This is a genomic window from Rhodoferax saidenbachensis (assembly GCF_001955715.1).
Classification (GTDB): Bacteria; Pseudomonadota; Gammaproteobacteria; order Burkholderiales; family Burkholderiaceae_C; genus Allorhodoferax; species Allorhodoferax saidenbachensis.
Genome location: NZ_CP019239.1, coordinates 224,997 through 240,996, shown reverse-complemented (window position 1 = coordinate 240,996; position 16,000 = coordinate 224,997). Strand labels below are relative to the sequence as shown.

Sequence of the window (16,000 nt, the reverse complement as noted above, 5' to 3'; positions counted from 1 at the left end):
GTTGTTGCTCTCTTTCTGGTTACAGCGCTTCTTTGCCGGTTTCGCCGGTACGAATGCGCACAACCTGTTCCAGGTTGTAGACGAAGATTTTTCCGTCGCCGATCTTGCCGGTGCGTGCAGCACCTTCAATCGCTTCGATGACACGTTCCACGAGAGCGTCGTCAATGGCGGCTTCGATTTTTACCTTGGGCAAAAAGTCGACCACGTATTCCGCACCGCGGTACAGCTCTGTATGGCCTTTTTGACGACCGAAGCCTTTGACTTCGGTGACGGTAATGCCTTGCACACCAATACCCGACAAGGCTTCGCGCACCTCATCGAGCTTGAACGGTTTGATGATGGCCGTCACTAGTTTCATGTGTTCACCTCAGCTTCTAAACGGTTGATTGCAGACACCGGACCTGGATAGTCTGCTGCTCCAGGGATCGGGAGACCTATGTTCTAAGCAGGAGGCGTGCCAACCAGACTTTGAAAATCTGTTGCGTTGGTGTGCACCCTTTTCAGATGACATGCGTTAAGATAACTGTATAAATAACCAGCATGCACGCCATTGGTGCGGCCAGATCGGATGCACCGGGATATTGCGCACTGTTTTGGGAGGATTGGTGTATGAGCTTATCTTTGGTGCAAAGCCGTGCCCTGCTGGGCCTGGAGGCCACCCAGGTCACCGTGGAAGTCCATCTCGCGAACGGGTTACCCAGCTTCACGCTGGTGGGTCTGGCCGATGTAGAGGTCAAGGAGGCGCGCGAGCGGGTGCGCTGTGCCATCCAGAACTCACAGCTTGAGTTCCCTTTAACCAAGCGTATTACCGTGAATCTGGCGCCGGCCGATTTGCCCAAAGATTCTGGCCGCCTGGATTTACCCATCGCTCTGGGCATATTGGCGGCCAGTGGCCAGATCGACGGCGCCAAACTCGCCGGGTATGAGTTTGCGGGTGAGTTGTCACTGTCCGGGGAGTTGCGGCCCGTTCGTGGTGCACTGGCGACGGCTTTGGCCTTGCATATGGGCACAGTCGGGGCCAAACTGGTACTGCCGCCTGGTAGTGCGGAAGAAGCGGCCCTGGTGCCGGGTGCACAGGTTTACCGGGCCAGGCATCTGCTGGACGTTGTGCGCCACTTTGCGCCGGAAGGCGGAGCGAATGTGTTGCCACCCGACGCCGAAGAAGCCGATGACGGCTGGGCCCAGATGTCAGCCCTGGCACCGGTCCTGCGTGCGGCCAGTGCAGACATGGCCGACGTGAAAGGCCAGGCCGCAGCCAAACGGGCGCTGGAGATTGCCGCCGCAGGTGGGCACAGTCTGCTGCTGGTGGGCGCTCCAGGCTCCGGCAAGTCCATGCTGGCCCAGCGGTTTGCCGGACTGTTGCCAGAAATGTCGAGTGAGGAGGCACTGCAAAGCGCCGCCATCGGCAGCCTGACCGGACGGTTCTCCATGGAGCGCTACGGGCAAAGGCCCACATCCAGCCCGCACCATACGGCCAGCGCGGTGGCATTGGTCGGTGGCGGATCGCCTCCGCGCCCCGGAGAAATCTCCATGGCGCACCATGGAATTTTGTTCCTCGACGAAATTGCAGAGTTCTCCCGCGCCGCTTTAGAGGCTTTGCGTGAACCCCTGGAGACCGGCACCATCACGATTGCCAGAGCCGCACACCGATCAGAGTTTCCCGCCCGGTTCCAGTTGATAGGCGCCATGAATCCCTGTCCGTGCGGATTTCAGGGCTCCTCCCTGCGCAGTTGCCGCTGCACGCCGGACCAGATTCACCGCTACCAGTCCAAGCTCAGCGGCCCTTTGATGGACCGCATCGACCTGCATGTGGAAGTACCTTCCCTGCCGTCCACCGAGCTGCTGAACACCCCGCCGGGCGAAAGCACCGCCGACATCCGCCAGCGCAGCACCGCCGCGCGCGCGCGGGCGCAACTGCGGCAGGGCAAAACCAACCAAGCGCTGGCCGGGCAGGAAATTGACACCCACGCACAGCTCGACCCTGCCGCTCTCAAGTTTCTGCAATCCGCATCAGCGCAATTAGGCTGGTCGGCGCGCGGAACACACCGCGCACTGAAGATTGCCCGCACCATTGCGGACCTCGCAGGTTCGGACACCACCGAACTGGTGCATGTGGCGGAAGCCATGCAGTACCGCCGCGTTTTGCGCCAAAGCATCTGAAATGCTATTGATTTAGTAGCTGCTTGCGCAAGCTGAATGCGGGCTGGAGTGCTTATTGATCCTTAACCGGCACACCCATCTGGCGCAGGTACTGCAACACATCCCGGCTGATGGGACCACTGGCACGCGCCTTGTCCGCCATCTCGGCGGCGTTGGCAATCTGACCCAGCGCGGCCAGAGACACCGCGGCGCCCAATAACCAGCGCTGCTCGGTGGGGCGTGACTGCAGCGCAGTCGTATACGACTGCACGCTGTCCTGGTGGTGCCCCAGGCGCTGCGCCGCATTGGCGCGCACGGCCCACAGGTCCGCCTCGTTGCGCAATTGCGGCTCCAGCCGGGTGAGCAGCGCCCACACCGCGCCCGGGCGTGACTCGGCCAGTTGCATCCGCGCCAGTTCGCGCACCAAAGGCGGCAGGACCTGGGCCGGGGCAGCACCGCGCTCAGCGCTGGACACGGCTTCCTGCAAAAGGTCTATCGCCGCATCCCGCGAGCCGCTATTCCACAGGGCTTGTGCGTTGGCCAGGGTTTCCTTGGCGGCCAGTTGCTGGCGCTGTGCAGGGGTCTCGCGCGGCACTGGGACATGCGCTGGCGACACCACGGGAGCGCTGGCAGGCACGGCGGCCGGCGCGACTGCAGGGGTCGTAGCAGGGACATTCCTGGCGCTGCGCAATGCTGGCTCCGCCCGCAGCACCGGTGTGGGTTGGGCAGGGGGAGGCGTAGCGGGGCGACTTTCAACCACGGGTGGTGGCGTGACCGGCGCTAGCACCTCGGGCGCAGAGGCCACTGGCAGAGGCGGCGCTATCACGACCTGGGGCGCCGCCGCTGGCTCAGGGGGCGGCGCTGGAACAGCGGCAGGCGTGGATGCCATGGCTGGCACCTGCACAGAAGACTCCATCAGCGTCCTCAGACTTTCCGGCAATCCGAACGTCCACACGTACCCCAGACCGATTCCCAGCACCAACACCAGCACCCCGCCGATAAGGAATGCCCGTGATCCACGCGCCTTGCGCCTTGCCGGCGGACGGATGGCGGCCCCTGAAACGCTGGTGACGCCCTGACGCAAGCCCGGCTCTGCCGATTGGCGTTGGTCCAGGTCCCGCAACATCTTGTTGATCACACTCATGGAGGATCCTCCCGTGCACCGCCCAGAGGCTGGAATGCATCCGTTTCACGCCATGCGCCATGCACCGGACTGCGCCGAAGCGGGCGCAGCCACAGCCACCAGGGCCTGCGCGCTTTGATGCCCGGTGTATCCCGCGCGGCCAGGTGCACATGCGCCACCGACACACGCTGCCGGTCTTCGCCATAGGCCAACATCAGGCATTTGTGCGCCAGGATGTTGATCAGCCGTGGCACGCCCGCACTGTAGTGGGCAATCGCCATGGCAGCCCGGGGTGTGAAGAGCTGAATGTCTGTGTTGCCATTCAATGCGGCCGTGGCGAGGCGATGTTCTAGGTAGGTCGCAACCCGTTTGGCGTGCATGGGCCCCAGGTATTCGCTGAAGGTAATGCGCTGCAGCAGTTGGCGAATCTCGGGGCGCGCCAGCTTGTCGTCCAGATCCGGCTGGCCTAACAACACCAGCTGCAACAGCTTTCGCTTTTCTGTTTCAAGGTTGGAAAGCAGCCGCAGGCTCTCCACGGTGCGCACGGGGATGGCCTGCGCTTCGTCAATACAAACCAACACCTTGCGCCCCTGTTCGGCATGGGCCAGCAAACCATCGCGCAGGGCCCCCAGCATCTGGTGACGCTGCGGCGGTTGCACGACCTCGAAGTTCAGCTCTGCACACAGCGCCATCAGCAAATCATCGGGCCCCATGTCGGGGTTGGGGATGTAGGCGGTGACAAACTCACCCTGCAAGACCTTGAGCAGCTGGCGGCACAAAACGGTCTTGCCGCAGCCCAATTCGCCCACCACCTTGACAAAGCCCTCCCCACTGCGCAATGCCACCAGCAGCATGTTCAGAGAGGCCTGCGCGCCTTCGTGCGGATAATAAAAGTCCGTATCCGGCGTGATGGAAAAAGGGGCTTCCCTGAGTGAAAAATGCCCCAGATACATTACTTGGCCAGGTTACCGTCAATCTGGATCACACGGGCCCGGCTTGCGTCCATGTCTTCCAGCGCAGCGCGGGCGCGACGCGACTGGGCTTCCCAGTCGGCAGCGGTACGGATGATGGTGGGTTTGATCAACACAATCACTTCTTTCTTGCGGCCTTGTGTGGACCGGTTGCCAAACAGAGCACCCAGCCCCGGCATACCCGTGGTACCGGGAAGGCCCGACGCATTGCGGCTGGATTCCAACTGCATCAGGCCGCCAATGGCAACGATGTTGCCGTCCTGAATCCGCACCAGCGTGTCGGTCTCATTCACGCTGCTAGAGGCCAGCGGCAAGCGGTAATTGCCCACACTCCCCAGATCGACCTGCTTGGTCTTTTCGGTCACCGTGGTGAGTGATGGGTGCACATGCAACGTGACGTTCACGCCATCGTCAATCTGCGGCGTCACATCCAGCGAAATACCAGAGAAAAACGGTGTCAGTGTCACCGTCGGCATGGTGGTATTGCTGCTGCTTGTGTTGGAGCTGCTGCTGGTAGACGTACCGCCCGTCACACCGGTCACATAAAACTCGTCTGAACCGACCTTGAGCACCGCCTTCTGGTTGTTCAACGTGGCCAGGCGGGGGCTGGAGAGCGTTTGTACATCGCCCTGTGTCTCCAGAAAACCCAGCACCGCCGCAAACTGGCTGGTGGCCAGGGCGAGACCAAACAATCCCCCACCACCTGCCGGGAAAGCTACCGCGCCATTGATGGTGGTAGTGCCTTGTGCAAAGGGGTTCGTGCCACTGACCCCGCTACCCATCACGCCGAGCGCCACCTGCCCATTCACATCACTTCCCAAAGCACCCCAGTTCACGCCGCTTTGATAACCATCGCGCAGTTCCACTTCAACCACTTTGGCTTCCAGCATGACCTGGCGCTCCACCGAAGCCTGGGTGGCCTTGAGGAACTTGTCCACCTGGCGCAGTTCTTCAGGCATGGCACGTACGGCCAGAATGCCCGCCTGCGGGCTGGACACCACGTTGCGCCCTTCGCCGGTTCCCACCAGGCTGCGCACCGAAGCCGCCAGCTCACCCCAGAAGTCGGAACGGGACGTGGTCGACACGCGGCTGTTTTCAGGCTGCTGGCTGGTTGTGGTCCCGCCTGTGGTCGCAGAGGTACCCGTACCCGTCGTGGTGCTCTGCAGGCCCGCCCCGGAAGACACGCGCAACTCGCTGCTTCCGGTACGCAAAGATGTCGGGTAGTTGATGGTGAACACACGCGTCTGCAACGTGGGGGCGTAGACGGTGATACGACGGCCCTCGATCTTGAAGTCGTAGCCATAGACATCGCGAATCGCTTCCAGCGCTTCCGTCACCGTGACCCCCCGCAAAGTGACTGACAGGGTGCCCGACACGTCGGGATGCATGAGCATGCTGTAGCGGGTGTCGGCCACGATGGCAAGGAATACCTCGCGCGCCTGGGCGTTGCTCACCAGCAGGTCCAGCCGGGGTTCGGGGGGCAAAACCACCGCCGGGGTGGCAGGCTCTGCCAACGCGTCGGACACCTTGGCGGGCACTGCCTTCGTGGGTGCGGGAGCTGCCAGTTCGGCCTGCACGGTGGCACTCACATCCGGGGTGCGCAGCGGGCGGTTCAACGCAGCACAACCACTCAGCAGGCTCGCACCCAGCAGGGTCCACAGTGCGAGTGAGGGCCGCCGGGCAGAGGGTAGCGCGATGGGAGAAAAATCATTCATGGGGCAGGACTTCACGGTTGCACTCCTTCGCAGGGTACTGCGGGGGATACGGCTTGCGGGGCCGGCACAGCGGCGGACTTGGATCGGGGTTTAGTGTTGGCAACAGGCGCTTTGCACGGGGCGGGAGGCTTTGCCACGCTGCGCTGAATACCATTAAAACGCGGCAGCTTGCGCAACTGCTTGCCTTCGCGCAGCCAGATCTCGGTTTCGGTAATACGCTCCAGTTGGGCGTTGCCCACCTTCTGGCCCACGGCCACCAGGCGCGTTCCCACCACCAGATGCGGCTTTCCATCCTGCACGACCACCGCCATGCCCGGTGCCGGAGCAGCGCTGCCAGGCACGCCCGGCGCGGTGCTCGCTTCTGCCGGGGCTACCGTAGGGTCACGCATCTCCTGCGCAACACCCATACACGCGTGCCATGTCAGGACGACGCCCATGAGAGTCCGGACAGTGTGGCCCAAGTAGCTCACGGCTGCACCTCCAGCACAAACACCTGCAATTGCAGCACAGGGGGCTGCTTGTCACTGAGCAACTGCATGGGGCCCCAGCGCAAATTGGGCAGGGCCTGCTCCAGGCTTTTCACGTAACTTTGCAACTCGCCATAGGGGCCAGACACTTTAAGCTCCACGCCCCTGCGGGTAATACCGGTCACTGCAGCATCTTTGCCGGCGCTGGCATCGTCCGCCAGGGTAGCCGTGGACAACAGTGTCAACCCGGCGCGGCGACGCAAGAATTCTGCCAGCACGGGCTCCAAGGCCAGGCTGCCACCACCCGCAGCGGCGGCTATGTTGCTTTTCAATTCAACCAGTTGCTGCTGCAGTGCAGCCTGCTCGCTGCGCAGGGGCAGATTGACATCGACCGGTTTGGGTGTACTTTGCAACTCGGTGCGCAGACGCTGCAGTTCGGTATTCTGGGCCGCTGATTGCTGGGTTTGCAAAGTATGTTCGCCCATGGCCGGAGAGAGCCACAGCACATCGGCGAGCGCCAGACAGCAGGCAATGACAGACAGGAAGAGGAACAACCGCTCACGCAGGCTCAACGCATCAATGCGCGCGCTTTGCTTTAACCACCACTGCTTCATGGTGTGCTCCCTTTGGGCGGGGCCACAGGGGCTGGTGGCTGCGCGCTGACCAGCGTGAAGGACCAGGCCTCACGCCCAGTCGGTGTAGCGGTTGCAGCGGCCGTGGCTTGGACCAACCGGGCGCTTTGCACTTTGACGGTGGAGAGGCGCAGGCCCTGCATCAGGGGGCTTAGCGCAAGGCGCTTGACCCATTCGTTGAGGGCAGAGGGTTCCAGGGTGTAGCCCGCCACTTCAAAACGCGTGGCGTCTGCATTCACCGCCGTCACCCAAACCGTGGAGGGAATGCTGCGCGACACCAGGGCCAGGCGATCGGAGTGTGCAGAACCCGGCACCATGCGACCTTGCTGCAAGGCAAGCAGCACCTTCTCCTGCACCTGTACTTGCGTCCTCAGATCTTGCACCTGGGTTTGCAGTTCGGGGCTGAGGGGCGCCGCACCCGCCGCATTGGCCAGCAAGGCCGCCTTCAGGCTCGCCAACTCTGTTGCCTGACTGGATTTGAGTTGTTGCAATTTAGCCGTCGTGCGGTTCAGGTTCCAGATCCAGGCGCCACACAGGGCACCGCCCAGCACAAGAAACACAGCCAAGGCCAGCGCCATGGTTTGCGCAGAGAAATAGCGCTTGGGCGCCAGCAGAAGGGGAGTACAAAGATTGATTTGCTGCGGCATGGCGGGCTCTACAGTTTGCGGCCGTCGGTGCGCAGCAGCACACCCGCCAGAGGCAGACAGTACATGGCATCCGCCGTTTCAGCCGCTGGCAAGCCCTTGAGCAGCGGTGCTGCGTTCAACACGCCTACGGTTTGGCCTATTTCACGGCCCAGCCAGTCGGCCAACTCCTGCGAACGGGCACCGGCAAACACACGCACCCCGGCCAGGGGCAGTTGGGTCCAGGAACGGTCCCACAGGTCCAGCGAGCGCTGCACTTCGACGACCAACCGCTGGGCGCGTTCGTAATCCGCCTGGGCACTGCTGCTGCCAGCACCGCCCGCACTGGCCGCAGGACCACGTGCATCGGAATAGTCGTTGCCATACGCCACGCCACCCACGCTGTAGTCAGGCACATACTCATTCACCGGTGTGTAGCTGTCCGACGATTCCGCCATCTCGCTCTGACCCCAGGTCATAGCCATGAACCCCTCGGGCAACTCGAGGCGGCGGGTGTAGAACAGTTCTTCGTTGGCGCTGATCGTCAGCATGGCTTGTTTGTTGTCGGTCAGCACCAGCGCCGCCGTAGCCCGGTCCAGGCGCGCTTCGCTTTGGGCCACCAGACTTTGCAGATTGCGCTGCGCAGTTTCTTGCACATCAATCACACTCACGTCCCATTGCATGGCGTTTGCCAATTCCATGGCATCGCGCACCACGGCACTTTTGGCGGCCACCACAAACAGATGGGCCTGGCCTTTTTCCTGGCCATCGCCCAGACGCATCACATCGAGCGTGATGTCATCCAGGTGCACATCCACCAGCTCTCGGATTTGGTAGCGGGCCGCCGAACGCAACTCTTCAGGCGGCACGGCGGGCGCATCAATCTGCAAAAACTGGTACTGCTCTGGGCGCAGCATGATGTGGGTGCGCAAGCCCTTGAGACCCAGCGCCTGCAAGCGGCGCACCAGCTCGTCACGGTTGTCACTGCCTTGGCGTTCCACACCCGTGCGCTTGATCTCATACCCCTTGCCCACGGGGCGTGCCAGCACATAGGCCAGCGTCTGGTCAGACCAGGAAATGACCAGCAGGTCGGCAGAAGACTTGCGTTGCCAGGGCCAGCGCATGGTTAGCGGGCCTTCCGGATGGGAGAGAACAGATAGCGATGGAGCGTTGCTTCGATCATGTTGGGTGACGCGCAGAGCGGCTTGCTCTCATTTTAATAGCTGATTGCGCAATCATGACAGCCTTTGGAGGCAGTATTTCACATGAACGAATATACATAGGTCGTTTCAATAGTTTTCTCTGCGGTAGATCAGGGGGCTTCTGAACACGCCAAAAGTAGCCAAACCCGAAACGCTGGGCAGGTAAATAGGTGTGTTGACGGAAATGTTGACCTTTCCCGAGGACATGGGCGCGGCAAGGCGGAAGGTCCGTACTCCGCTCACCACCGCCGCGCTGGCGGGACCGACCACTGCAACGGCGCTACCAGCTGGCGCACCCAGCCCGACGGCAGAAGCCAGCAGTACATTGCCCGGCGTAGGCGTGGCCGTTGTCAGCGCACTGTTATAGGTGGTTGCGTTATCCGTCAGGCTGGTCACCCATGTGGCGCCGGTGTAGTACTGCACCGTTGTGACGATGGGCAGGGCCAGCCGCTCGGAGCCATAGGCATTGTCAATCTTGAAGCGTCCACTGGCTAATTTGAGCCCCGCCTCTACCGAGTTGGCGGCTGTGGTCTGCAAGGAGGTGACGCCATCTCCACCCGCAGCATTTTCGGCGGCGCGGAAATACACATCGGTTGGTGCCAGCAAGGTTGGCAATGTAGTGCCATAACTTGGGGTTACGCTCGCCACGCCCTTGATAAATGCCTCGCTGGCAACGGCGGTGTTGGCCAGTGTTCCTCCACCGGGATTGGCAGTTGCGCCCCCCTTGGCGCTCCAGGCACTCAGTGTGGTGGCTTTGGCGAAATTGCTGCGGTAGTTTTGGGTGGTATTAGTGGTAGGGGTGGTAGCGTTAGTTACGGTAGTATTTTTGGCGATGACCTGCACGGTAAGCGGCTGGTTGGCGTACACAAACCCGTTGACACTGGGTGCTGGGTTGGCAGGGCAGGTTAACCCCCCTGGGCAGCCTATGGGGGCTGCCGAAACAGCGGTTTCAAAGCGGTCGGGAATAAAGCGCCCCAGTGAAACCTCGGTGGTGTTACCGATGTTGCAGCCATATTTTTGTGCCGCAGGGAGCGCTGGCAACGCGTCGGAGAAGCTGTTTTGAATGCAGTCGTGGTTGGCATTGTTGTCCACGGCGGTGTAGCTGGTATCGGCAAAGGCACCAGTACCCAGGTACAGGTAGCCCACTTCGGTGTAGGTTGCATTTGCCGCAGTTGCTGCCGCAGTTGCGTTACCCGTCAGGCTGGCAGGCGTGAGTGTCCCGGTGGTTCCACCATTTGCTTTTGTCGTTTGGGTCGGATCTTGAGAGGTGAATTGATCGGTGTCTTGGTCCAGAGTACCCGCATAGTTGGTACCTGCGCTGGTGGTGGCGCGCAGCGTGAAATTGCCACCGGCCTTGAAGATGGTTGTGGCCGTGCCAGTCGGATTGCTGACAGACGGAACAGGGGCATTCGCGGTCGTGACCAGAGTCACGGCGGAAGGGCGAATGGCAAAGTTATCACTTGAACAGCTTTTTGTGCTGGTACTCGTGGCGTCTGTCGCGCGGCAGCGTACGTTCTGGTAGGCGTTGGCTGCCGTGAAGCTGATGCTCTTGCGTCCGAGGTCGGAGGATTGGCCGGTTTTGGCGAATGTCAGCGTTTGGCTGTTGACCGCCGGAACTAGCGCAACACGGGAAGCACACACCGTCGCGCCCGCGCCATCCACCAATTCCACGGTGACGGATTTGTCGGCCTCAGAAGCATACGTGGTAAGCACTGAGCCATCGGCCTTGCGGGCCACCACGTCAAATGTAAAGGCTGTACCCGCCAGCTTGGTATAGAGTTTTCCTGTAGAGGCGTTGGAATCAGCTGTGTTGGCAGCGTTGGCAGAAGTTTCCACGCAGTTGAAGTCTGCCACGCAACCGACCGCGACGGTAAACGCACAGGATGAGGTGGAGCCACCAAAGTTGCAGGTCGTGGCCCCCGCCAATGCCGGTGTGGCGGTGGTGGAGAACGTCGTCGTTCCTATGGAGGGAAACGTGATGGGTGTGATGTCGACCGTGCTGCTGCCCGACGCAATCGTGAATGCGCCTAGGCTGGGCATGGAGGCCGGGTTGCCGGAAGCTGTGAGCGTGCCGGTAGTCACACCTGCGGTGTAGGCGGTCGTCTGCGCAGCATTTGCCCAAGCCTTGATGGTAAACGTGTGGTTGGCGCAAGTGGTGCCACTGGCAGGCCCCTGGATTTCGTAGTGGTGTGGTGGCGCAATGCAGGCGGTGTTGGCAACCGTCATCCTGCAATTGGCATAGGCGGCAGTCCCCGCAACATTGGTGCACTGCAGGGCATTGGTGGCCGACAGAGTCGTGTTGAGTACGAATGTCGCTGCGCCCGAACTGCCCGAGGCCCACGTAATATTGATCGCCTGCGAAGGTGCCGCTGGCTCGATATTGGAACTGGCTGGATTGATATTGGGCGTGGCCAGACTACCAGCCCCGGTTACCGCCACCGAAACGTTGATGATTTGTGTGTTGATGATGCTCGCCGACGGACACGGTGTAGTGCCAGACGAGCAGGCCAGCACCGTCACAGGCTCCGCGCAGAGCGTGGAGGCACCGTCGTGGCGAATCTCGTAGTGGTTGACCGTGGGCAATGGCGGGCAAGCGGCGGCCGCGGCGTCCCACGTGTATAAATACGATTGGTTGCTCAGGGATGTGCTTTGGTTGTTGGCCAGGGTATTGCACCCCCCCACAGCACCCGGATACTGCAGGCCAATGCGCAACGCCGGATTGGTCGTCATCACCTGCATGGCGCCGTAAGAGTAAACGATCTCACCGGTTGACCATAGCTGCACCTGCAGATTCACATACAACTGTGGCGAGGTGTTCCAGTACACCGCGTTCTTTAGTTGCACCACGAGCACCTGCTTGCCCGACACGGTCTGCATCTCGTATTGGTAGAAGCTGGCGTTGGCAGGCTGGCCTGCGGAATTGTTGGCGCCGGCCACGCTGGCATTCTTCTGCAAATCGGCCCAGAAGGGCATGAGCGCCGCCTTGACGGTGCTGGGAGGCCCAATCACTCCGCCAAACGCGGTGGTCGGCAGCGCGGTCGTCGTGTAGTCGGTGTCGCCCGTACTGTTGCCACCCGCGGCGGCAGTCTCGAAGAAAATTACGCCATTGGTGGACATGCTCCACTTGTTATAAACGACACCCGCAAAAGTGAAGTTGAAACCGATGGACATGATGTCTGACTTTCCATCGTCGCACACGTTATAGCGCGAAGGAACATTGCAGGTGGCGGTACTGACTGTCCAGTTCACCTGGGTGGCGCTGGGGTTGACGGTCAACTGTGGATAGGCCGTGGTGATAGAGGGCGTGTAGCCGATGGCATAAACCGTGGTGACGCTGCCCAGAGCGAGCGACAACCCCAACAGCCAAGCGACCAACGTGCGCACAGCACCTGCAGATCGGAAATTCAACTCCATGATTTCGCCCATGAGGTGCTTGGAATAGAGAGATTTTTGTTGCACGGTCTTATCTCCAATACAGCCGACATATTGCATTCAGCACATCCTACGTCAACAACGAGACCGCCAACTCTGGCTGTAATCTTCTGCATCAATGGGGGCTCTCATCACTGCTCAACCGAGGCTGTGACGCTACGGTCGATATAGGCTATGGAGCCGACAGTGCCTGTCGACGCTGTGACCGTTATCCGGACAATGGCGGTGGGCGATACGCCGGAAGTGACTCCAGTCTCGGCATAGGTGACCTTGGTACAGGCAACAGTGATCGTAAAACCGTCAATCGTCCCTGGCGGATTTGTGACCGTGCATGCGTCGGGTGATGCCGTCGATGCGGGCGGAATCGCCACCACCGCCCACTCCAGCCCGGCGCGAGCGGCCCAATAGGCCCTGGAACCCCGCACATCCTGGGCCGACGAGATCTGCTGCGTGTTGGAAAACGACAGCATGAAACCGCCCAGCGCGGCCAGCACCACCACCAGAAAGATGGCAGCGATGGCGGCAAAACCGCCTTGGGCACTTTGGCGATGGCTCATGGCGTGTTGCTCACATGCACTTCGTGCTGCAGGGTAATCGACTCGGTGCCCGAGCTGTCGCGGATCGTCAGCCCCATGCTGACCAGCGCATTGCGTTGCAGGTCACTTCCCGCGTAGTTAAACCATGTGCTGGCCGCAGCGCAGTTCACATTACTGGCGATAACGCTGACCGTGGTCGGAGCGTCGAGCGGGCAACTGGCGGCAGCAACAAAAGCGTTGCTGGTGGCACGCTGCAAATTGGTGCCGATGCATTCGTAAGACACGATGCGCTCAGCACCAGGTACGACATGAAAACGCCTGCCGCCCGACTCTAGCGGGAAAGTCACAGTGGCAGTCAGGGGAATCGTGGTTTCAATGGGCGCCGCCGACTCGGCCAATGGGGCCGCGCCACCAACGGTTCCAATGTTGCCTCCGGTATAGGCATCAGCCGGAGCAAAGCCCAGGTTGTAAACCACGATGACATCGCCAGGCACGATGCTTTGGTCTGACGGAAGCGCCGCATTGCTACCCAGCATGTTGAAGGTGGCAGAGCCTGCGGCGAAATCAAGGCTCCCCGCGCCTGTTGCGCGGTAGCGTCCGCCCGTTTTGGTGGGAATGAATTGCAGGCAATTGGTGGGGGTGGCACTGGTGCTGGTGCGAATGCTGTTAGGCAACGCCCTGTGAAGGTCGCGCGCCATGCGTCGCACCACCGTGTCGGCCACGTCGGTTAGTGCGGCACGGCGGCCGCTGACGAGATAAGCATCTATCGGCCCCTTCATGAACACCGCCACCATGCCGCCAATTGCGCCAATGATGACGATCACCATGATCAGTTCGATCAGGGTGAATCCATGTTGACGGGTTGTGCTGGAGGACATGGTTAGTAGTTTGACCGGTAGCCGGTCAGGGTGACGGGACCTTGCGGACCGGTGACGGTCACCGTCACACGTTTTGCCCCCACCGCATTCAATGCAGTGTTCTGCGCTGCAGTCGTGACGGCAACCGAGACATTGGTAATGTTGTAGTTGGCCAGCCCGGCAACGGCGGCACCGGTCAAATCGACGATGCCGTTGTGGGTATAGCCGTTGTAGTCGTCCACGTCGTCAAAGTTGGCCCGCGCTGCTTCCTGGTCTGCAGGTATGCGCGCAGGGCAGACGGGAGGGGCTGCCGTAGAACGTGTGTCAGGGTCACAGTACTCCTTCAGCAAGATTTCCTCCAGCATCGACTCCGCAATGGCCACTGTCTGCTTGGCGATCAGGGGGTCGGCGCTGGACTTGACTACTGTGTTCATCACCGAAAGAATGCCCGCCAAGCCGACGCCCACCACCACGATGAAGATAATGACTTCAATCAGTGTGAAGCCGCAATGTTGGCGTCTGTTACTCATGGACATAACCCGTTCCCGCTTCGACCGTGATGGCGTTTGCCACGCCCACCACTTGCAGGTTCCTGGCTGTGGTCAGGGCCACGCCAGCGCTGGTTGTTGGCTGGCCCAGGCCGTTGTAATTGAGGGCGGCAGGCGTGGAGCTATAGATGACACCCGAACCCGGTTTGACATTCAGCGTTGCTGAACCGTCGCGTCCGGGGCCAAAAAACGGTGTTGCCGATGCAGTGCAATCCAGCGTAGCCTCTGCGGACGCAATGCTTAACGTGAGCGAGTTATTGGTGAAAGTCACACAGACCGTGCGGCGTTGGGCAATGGCCGTTTTTTGGGCATAACGCAAGTAGGACAGGGTTTGGTCGTGGAACCCCCGCGCCTCGAAGTCGTTGCCATTGAACATACGCGGCGCAGCAACCACCGCCAGCACGCCAAGCAAGACCAGAACCATGATCAGTTCAATCAGGGTGAATCCGCCCATGCGGCAGCGCCGTGCCGATTGGCCTAGCTGTCGATACTTTTGTCCGGGCGCCATGTTTACCTTGTGGACATATCCAATGAACGGAACGTAAAAAAGAAAACAGCGAGTACCCCAATGAGATGCTCGCTGATTTTGTCAAGCTAGAAGATGCTCGCGGAATCTTGTCCCGCAAAGATTATTTCGTCGCCCAGTTTACGGGTTGCCCGCAGAAATAATTTCAAAGGTGGTCGTAGGCGTATAACCAGAAAGCGATAGGGTGCAGGTTGAGGAGGTTCCATTGGTCACAGAACCCGCTCCAGTCACGGAATAACCGGTAGGCCAAACACCACCACTCAATGCTTGCTTGATAGAGTCACAGCTGTTGACCACTTTGCATTTATTCGCATCACTTGCTGCTGTGGAAATGGCGCAACCGCCGTAGTTGATAGCCGAGGCAGACGCTGCAGCACCAGCAACACCCTTCAGGGATGCCGCTTGGGCATCGCTCTTCAAATCGACAAATTTCGGAATCGCCACGGCAGCCAACACGCCGAGGATCACGATCACCATCACCAACTCAATTAGCGTAAAGCCGCGTTGTGCTTGTTTCATATTGTCTGCCTTTCGTTTAAAAATCTTTTAGCTCCGTCTTGCAACGGGCCCCAACGTCTTTATAGATAAAGATAGACGCATTGCAGATTAATTCTATTGCAATGGGCTATTTTTGTGCATCAAGTTTGGCGTCCAAGTGCCTGATTTGCATCAACATTTACCCTTATATCGTGTTTTTTGCCATCTTTACCTAGTCCACAACCTGGCCCATCCATACGTAGGGCATCTGGGCGCGAAGCTGCAAAGGCCCGGGCGGCGGGCTGATCTGGAACCAGAGAGACTGCTCACCTTGAGGCAATTCCAGCCGGTCCGACTCCATGGGGTGGTAGCCCACACAGGCGCAAACAGGGTCAAACACCCAACTTCCGCCGGGTAAGGCAACCATCTCCTCGGGGGTCGCCACACCTGCGTAATTGGCAGGTAAAGAGGCCAGAGCAAGAAACGGATTGCGTTGCGCAGGCATTCCCGCGTGTTGCGCATTACCCCGGCCAGTCGCCACGGTTGCCTCCAGATGGGCGACGACCAAAGCTGTGCGCAGGGCCCCCAACGTACTTTTGATCTGCGCCAGCTCGGCCTGCCCCTGCACTTGACGCACCTGCCGCACAAACACTGTCGCCAAGACTAGGACCAACAGCAACAACACGCCCCATTCCGCCAAACGCCCACCCCAGACAGGTGAAGGCTGTGCAATCGGTCGCAGCGCGGCCACG

16 protein-coding genes are annotated in these 16,000 nt (G+C 60.5%); 1 reads left to right on the top strand and 15 read right to left on the bottom strand.

Annotated features, from left to right (window positions below):
• Nucleotides 1-19: 19 nt before the first annotated feature.
• Complete coding sequence (gene glnK / locus RS694_RS01175; RefSeq protein WP_029707891.1) at nt 20-358, bottom strand: P-II family nitrogen regulator; 339 nt, start codon at nt 356-358, stop codon at nt 20-22.
• Nucleotides 359-609: 251 nt separating this feature from the next.
• Here glnK and RS694_RS01170 point away from each other — a divergent pair, with 251 nt between their 5' ends.
• The gene (locus RS694_RS01170) at nt 610-2,160 is read left to right on the top strand and encodes a YifB family Mg chelatase-like AAA ATPase (RefSeq protein ID WP_029707893.1); all 1,551 of its coding nucleotides are present in this window, start codon (nt 610-612) and stop codon (nt 2,158-2,160) included.
• Nucleotides 2,161-2,212: 52 nt separating this feature from the next.
• Here the strand turns inward: RS694_RS01170 and RS694_RS20355 are convergent, their stop codons facing one another.
• The 14 genes from RS694_RS20355 to RS694_RS01100 all read right to left on the bottom strand — a co-directional run bounded on the left by RS694_RS20355 (nt 2,213) and on the right by RS694_RS01100 (nt 15,933).
• A complete protein-coding gene (locus tag RS694_RS20355; protein WP_152528822.1) occupies nt 2,213-3,283 on the bottom strand; it encodes a tetratricopeptide repeat protein in 1,071 nt (356 codons plus the stop codon).
• Complete coding sequence (locus RS694_RS01160) at nt 3,280-4,215, bottom strand: ExeA family protein (RefSeq protein WP_051391892.1); 936 nt, start codon at nt 4,213-4,215, stop codon at nt 3,280-3,282. The genes RS694_RS20355 and RS694_RS01160 overlap by 4 nt, the downstream gene beginning before the upstream one ends.
• Entirely contained in the window at nt 4,215-5,948 is a 1,734-nt protein-coding gene (locus RS694_RS01155) for a pilus (MSHA type) biogenesis protein MshL (RefSeq protein WP_051391893.1), read from the bottom strand. The genes RS694_RS01160 and RS694_RS01155 overlap by 1 nt, the downstream gene beginning before the upstream one ends.
• An 11-nt stretch (nt 5,949-5,959) precedes the next feature.
• On the bottom strand, nt 5,960-6,385 hold the full coding sequence (locus tag RS694_RS01150; protein ID WP_152528823.1) for a hypothetical protein: 426 nt from the start codon (nt 6,383-6,385) through the stop codon (nt 5,960-5,962).
• Nucleotides 6,386-6,414: 29 nt separating this feature from the next.
• The gene (locus tag RS694_RS01145) at nt 6,415-7,029 is read right to left on the bottom strand and encodes a hypothetical protein (protein WP_029707900.1); all 615 of its coding nucleotides are present in this window, start codon (nt 7,027-7,029) and stop codon (nt 6,415-6,417) included.
• Nucleotides 7,026-7,694, bottom strand: coding sequence for a PilN domain-containing protein (locus RS694_RS01140; protein WP_029707902.1), 669 nt, complete (start codon nt 7,692-7,694; stop codon nt 7,026-7,028). Before RS694_RS01140 ends, RS694_RS01145 begins: the two co-directional genes overlap by 4 nt.
• A gap of 8 nt (nt 7,695-7,702) precedes the next feature.
• Nucleotides 7,703-8,794, bottom strand: coding sequence for a pilus assembly protein PilM (locus RS694_RS01135; protein WP_029707903.1), 1,092 nt, complete (start codon nt 8,792-8,794; stop codon nt 7,703-7,705).
• Between the two features lie 165 nt (nt 8,795-8,959).
• Entirely contained in the window at nt 8,960-12,331 is a 3,372-nt protein-coding gene (locus tag RS694_RS01130; RefSeq protein ID WP_152528824.1) for a DUF6701 domain-containing protein, read from the bottom strand.
• Nucleotides 12,332-12,435: 104 nt separating this feature from the next.
• On the bottom strand, nt 12,436-12,861 hold the full coding sequence (locus RS694_RS01125) for a hypothetical protein (RefSeq protein ID WP_029707905.1): 426 nt from the start codon (nt 12,859-12,861) through the stop codon (nt 12,436-12,438).
• The gene (locus RS694_RS01120; protein ID WP_051391894.1) at nt 12,858-13,718 is read right to left on the bottom strand and encodes a PulJ/GspJ family protein; all 861 of its coding nucleotides are present in this window, start codon (nt 13,716-13,718) and stop codon (nt 12,858-12,860) included. Before RS694_RS01120 ends, RS694_RS01125 begins: the two co-directional genes overlap by 4 nt.
• Before the next feature lie 2 nt (nt 13,719-13,720).
• Nucleotides 13,721-14,227, bottom strand: coding sequence for a prepilin-type N-terminal cleavage/methylation domain-containing protein (locus RS694_RS01115; protein ID WP_029707907.1), 507 nt, complete (start codon nt 14,225-14,227; stop codon nt 13,721-13,723).
• On the bottom strand, nt 14,220-14,699 hold the full coding sequence (locus tag RS694_RS20955; RefSeq protein WP_029707908.1) for a prepilin-type N-terminal cleavage/methylation domain-containing protein: 480 nt from the start codon (nt 14,697-14,699) through the stop codon (nt 14,220-14,222). Before RS694_RS20955 ends, RS694_RS01115 begins: the two co-directional genes overlap by 8 nt.
• A 192-nt stretch (nt 14,700-14,891) precedes the next feature.
• Entirely contained in the window at nt 14,892-15,290 is a 399-nt protein-coding gene (locus RS694_RS01105; RefSeq protein ID WP_029707909.1) for a type II secretion system protein, read from the bottom strand.
• A 190-nt stretch (nt 15,291-15,480) separates the two neighbouring features.
• Nucleotides 15,481-15,933, bottom strand: a complete 453-nt coding sequence (locus tag RS694_RS01100) for a hypothetical protein (RefSeq protein WP_152528825.1) — start codon at nt 15,931-15,933, stop codon at nt 15,481-15,483.
• Between the last annotated feature and the right edge of the window lie 67 nt (nt 15,934-16,000).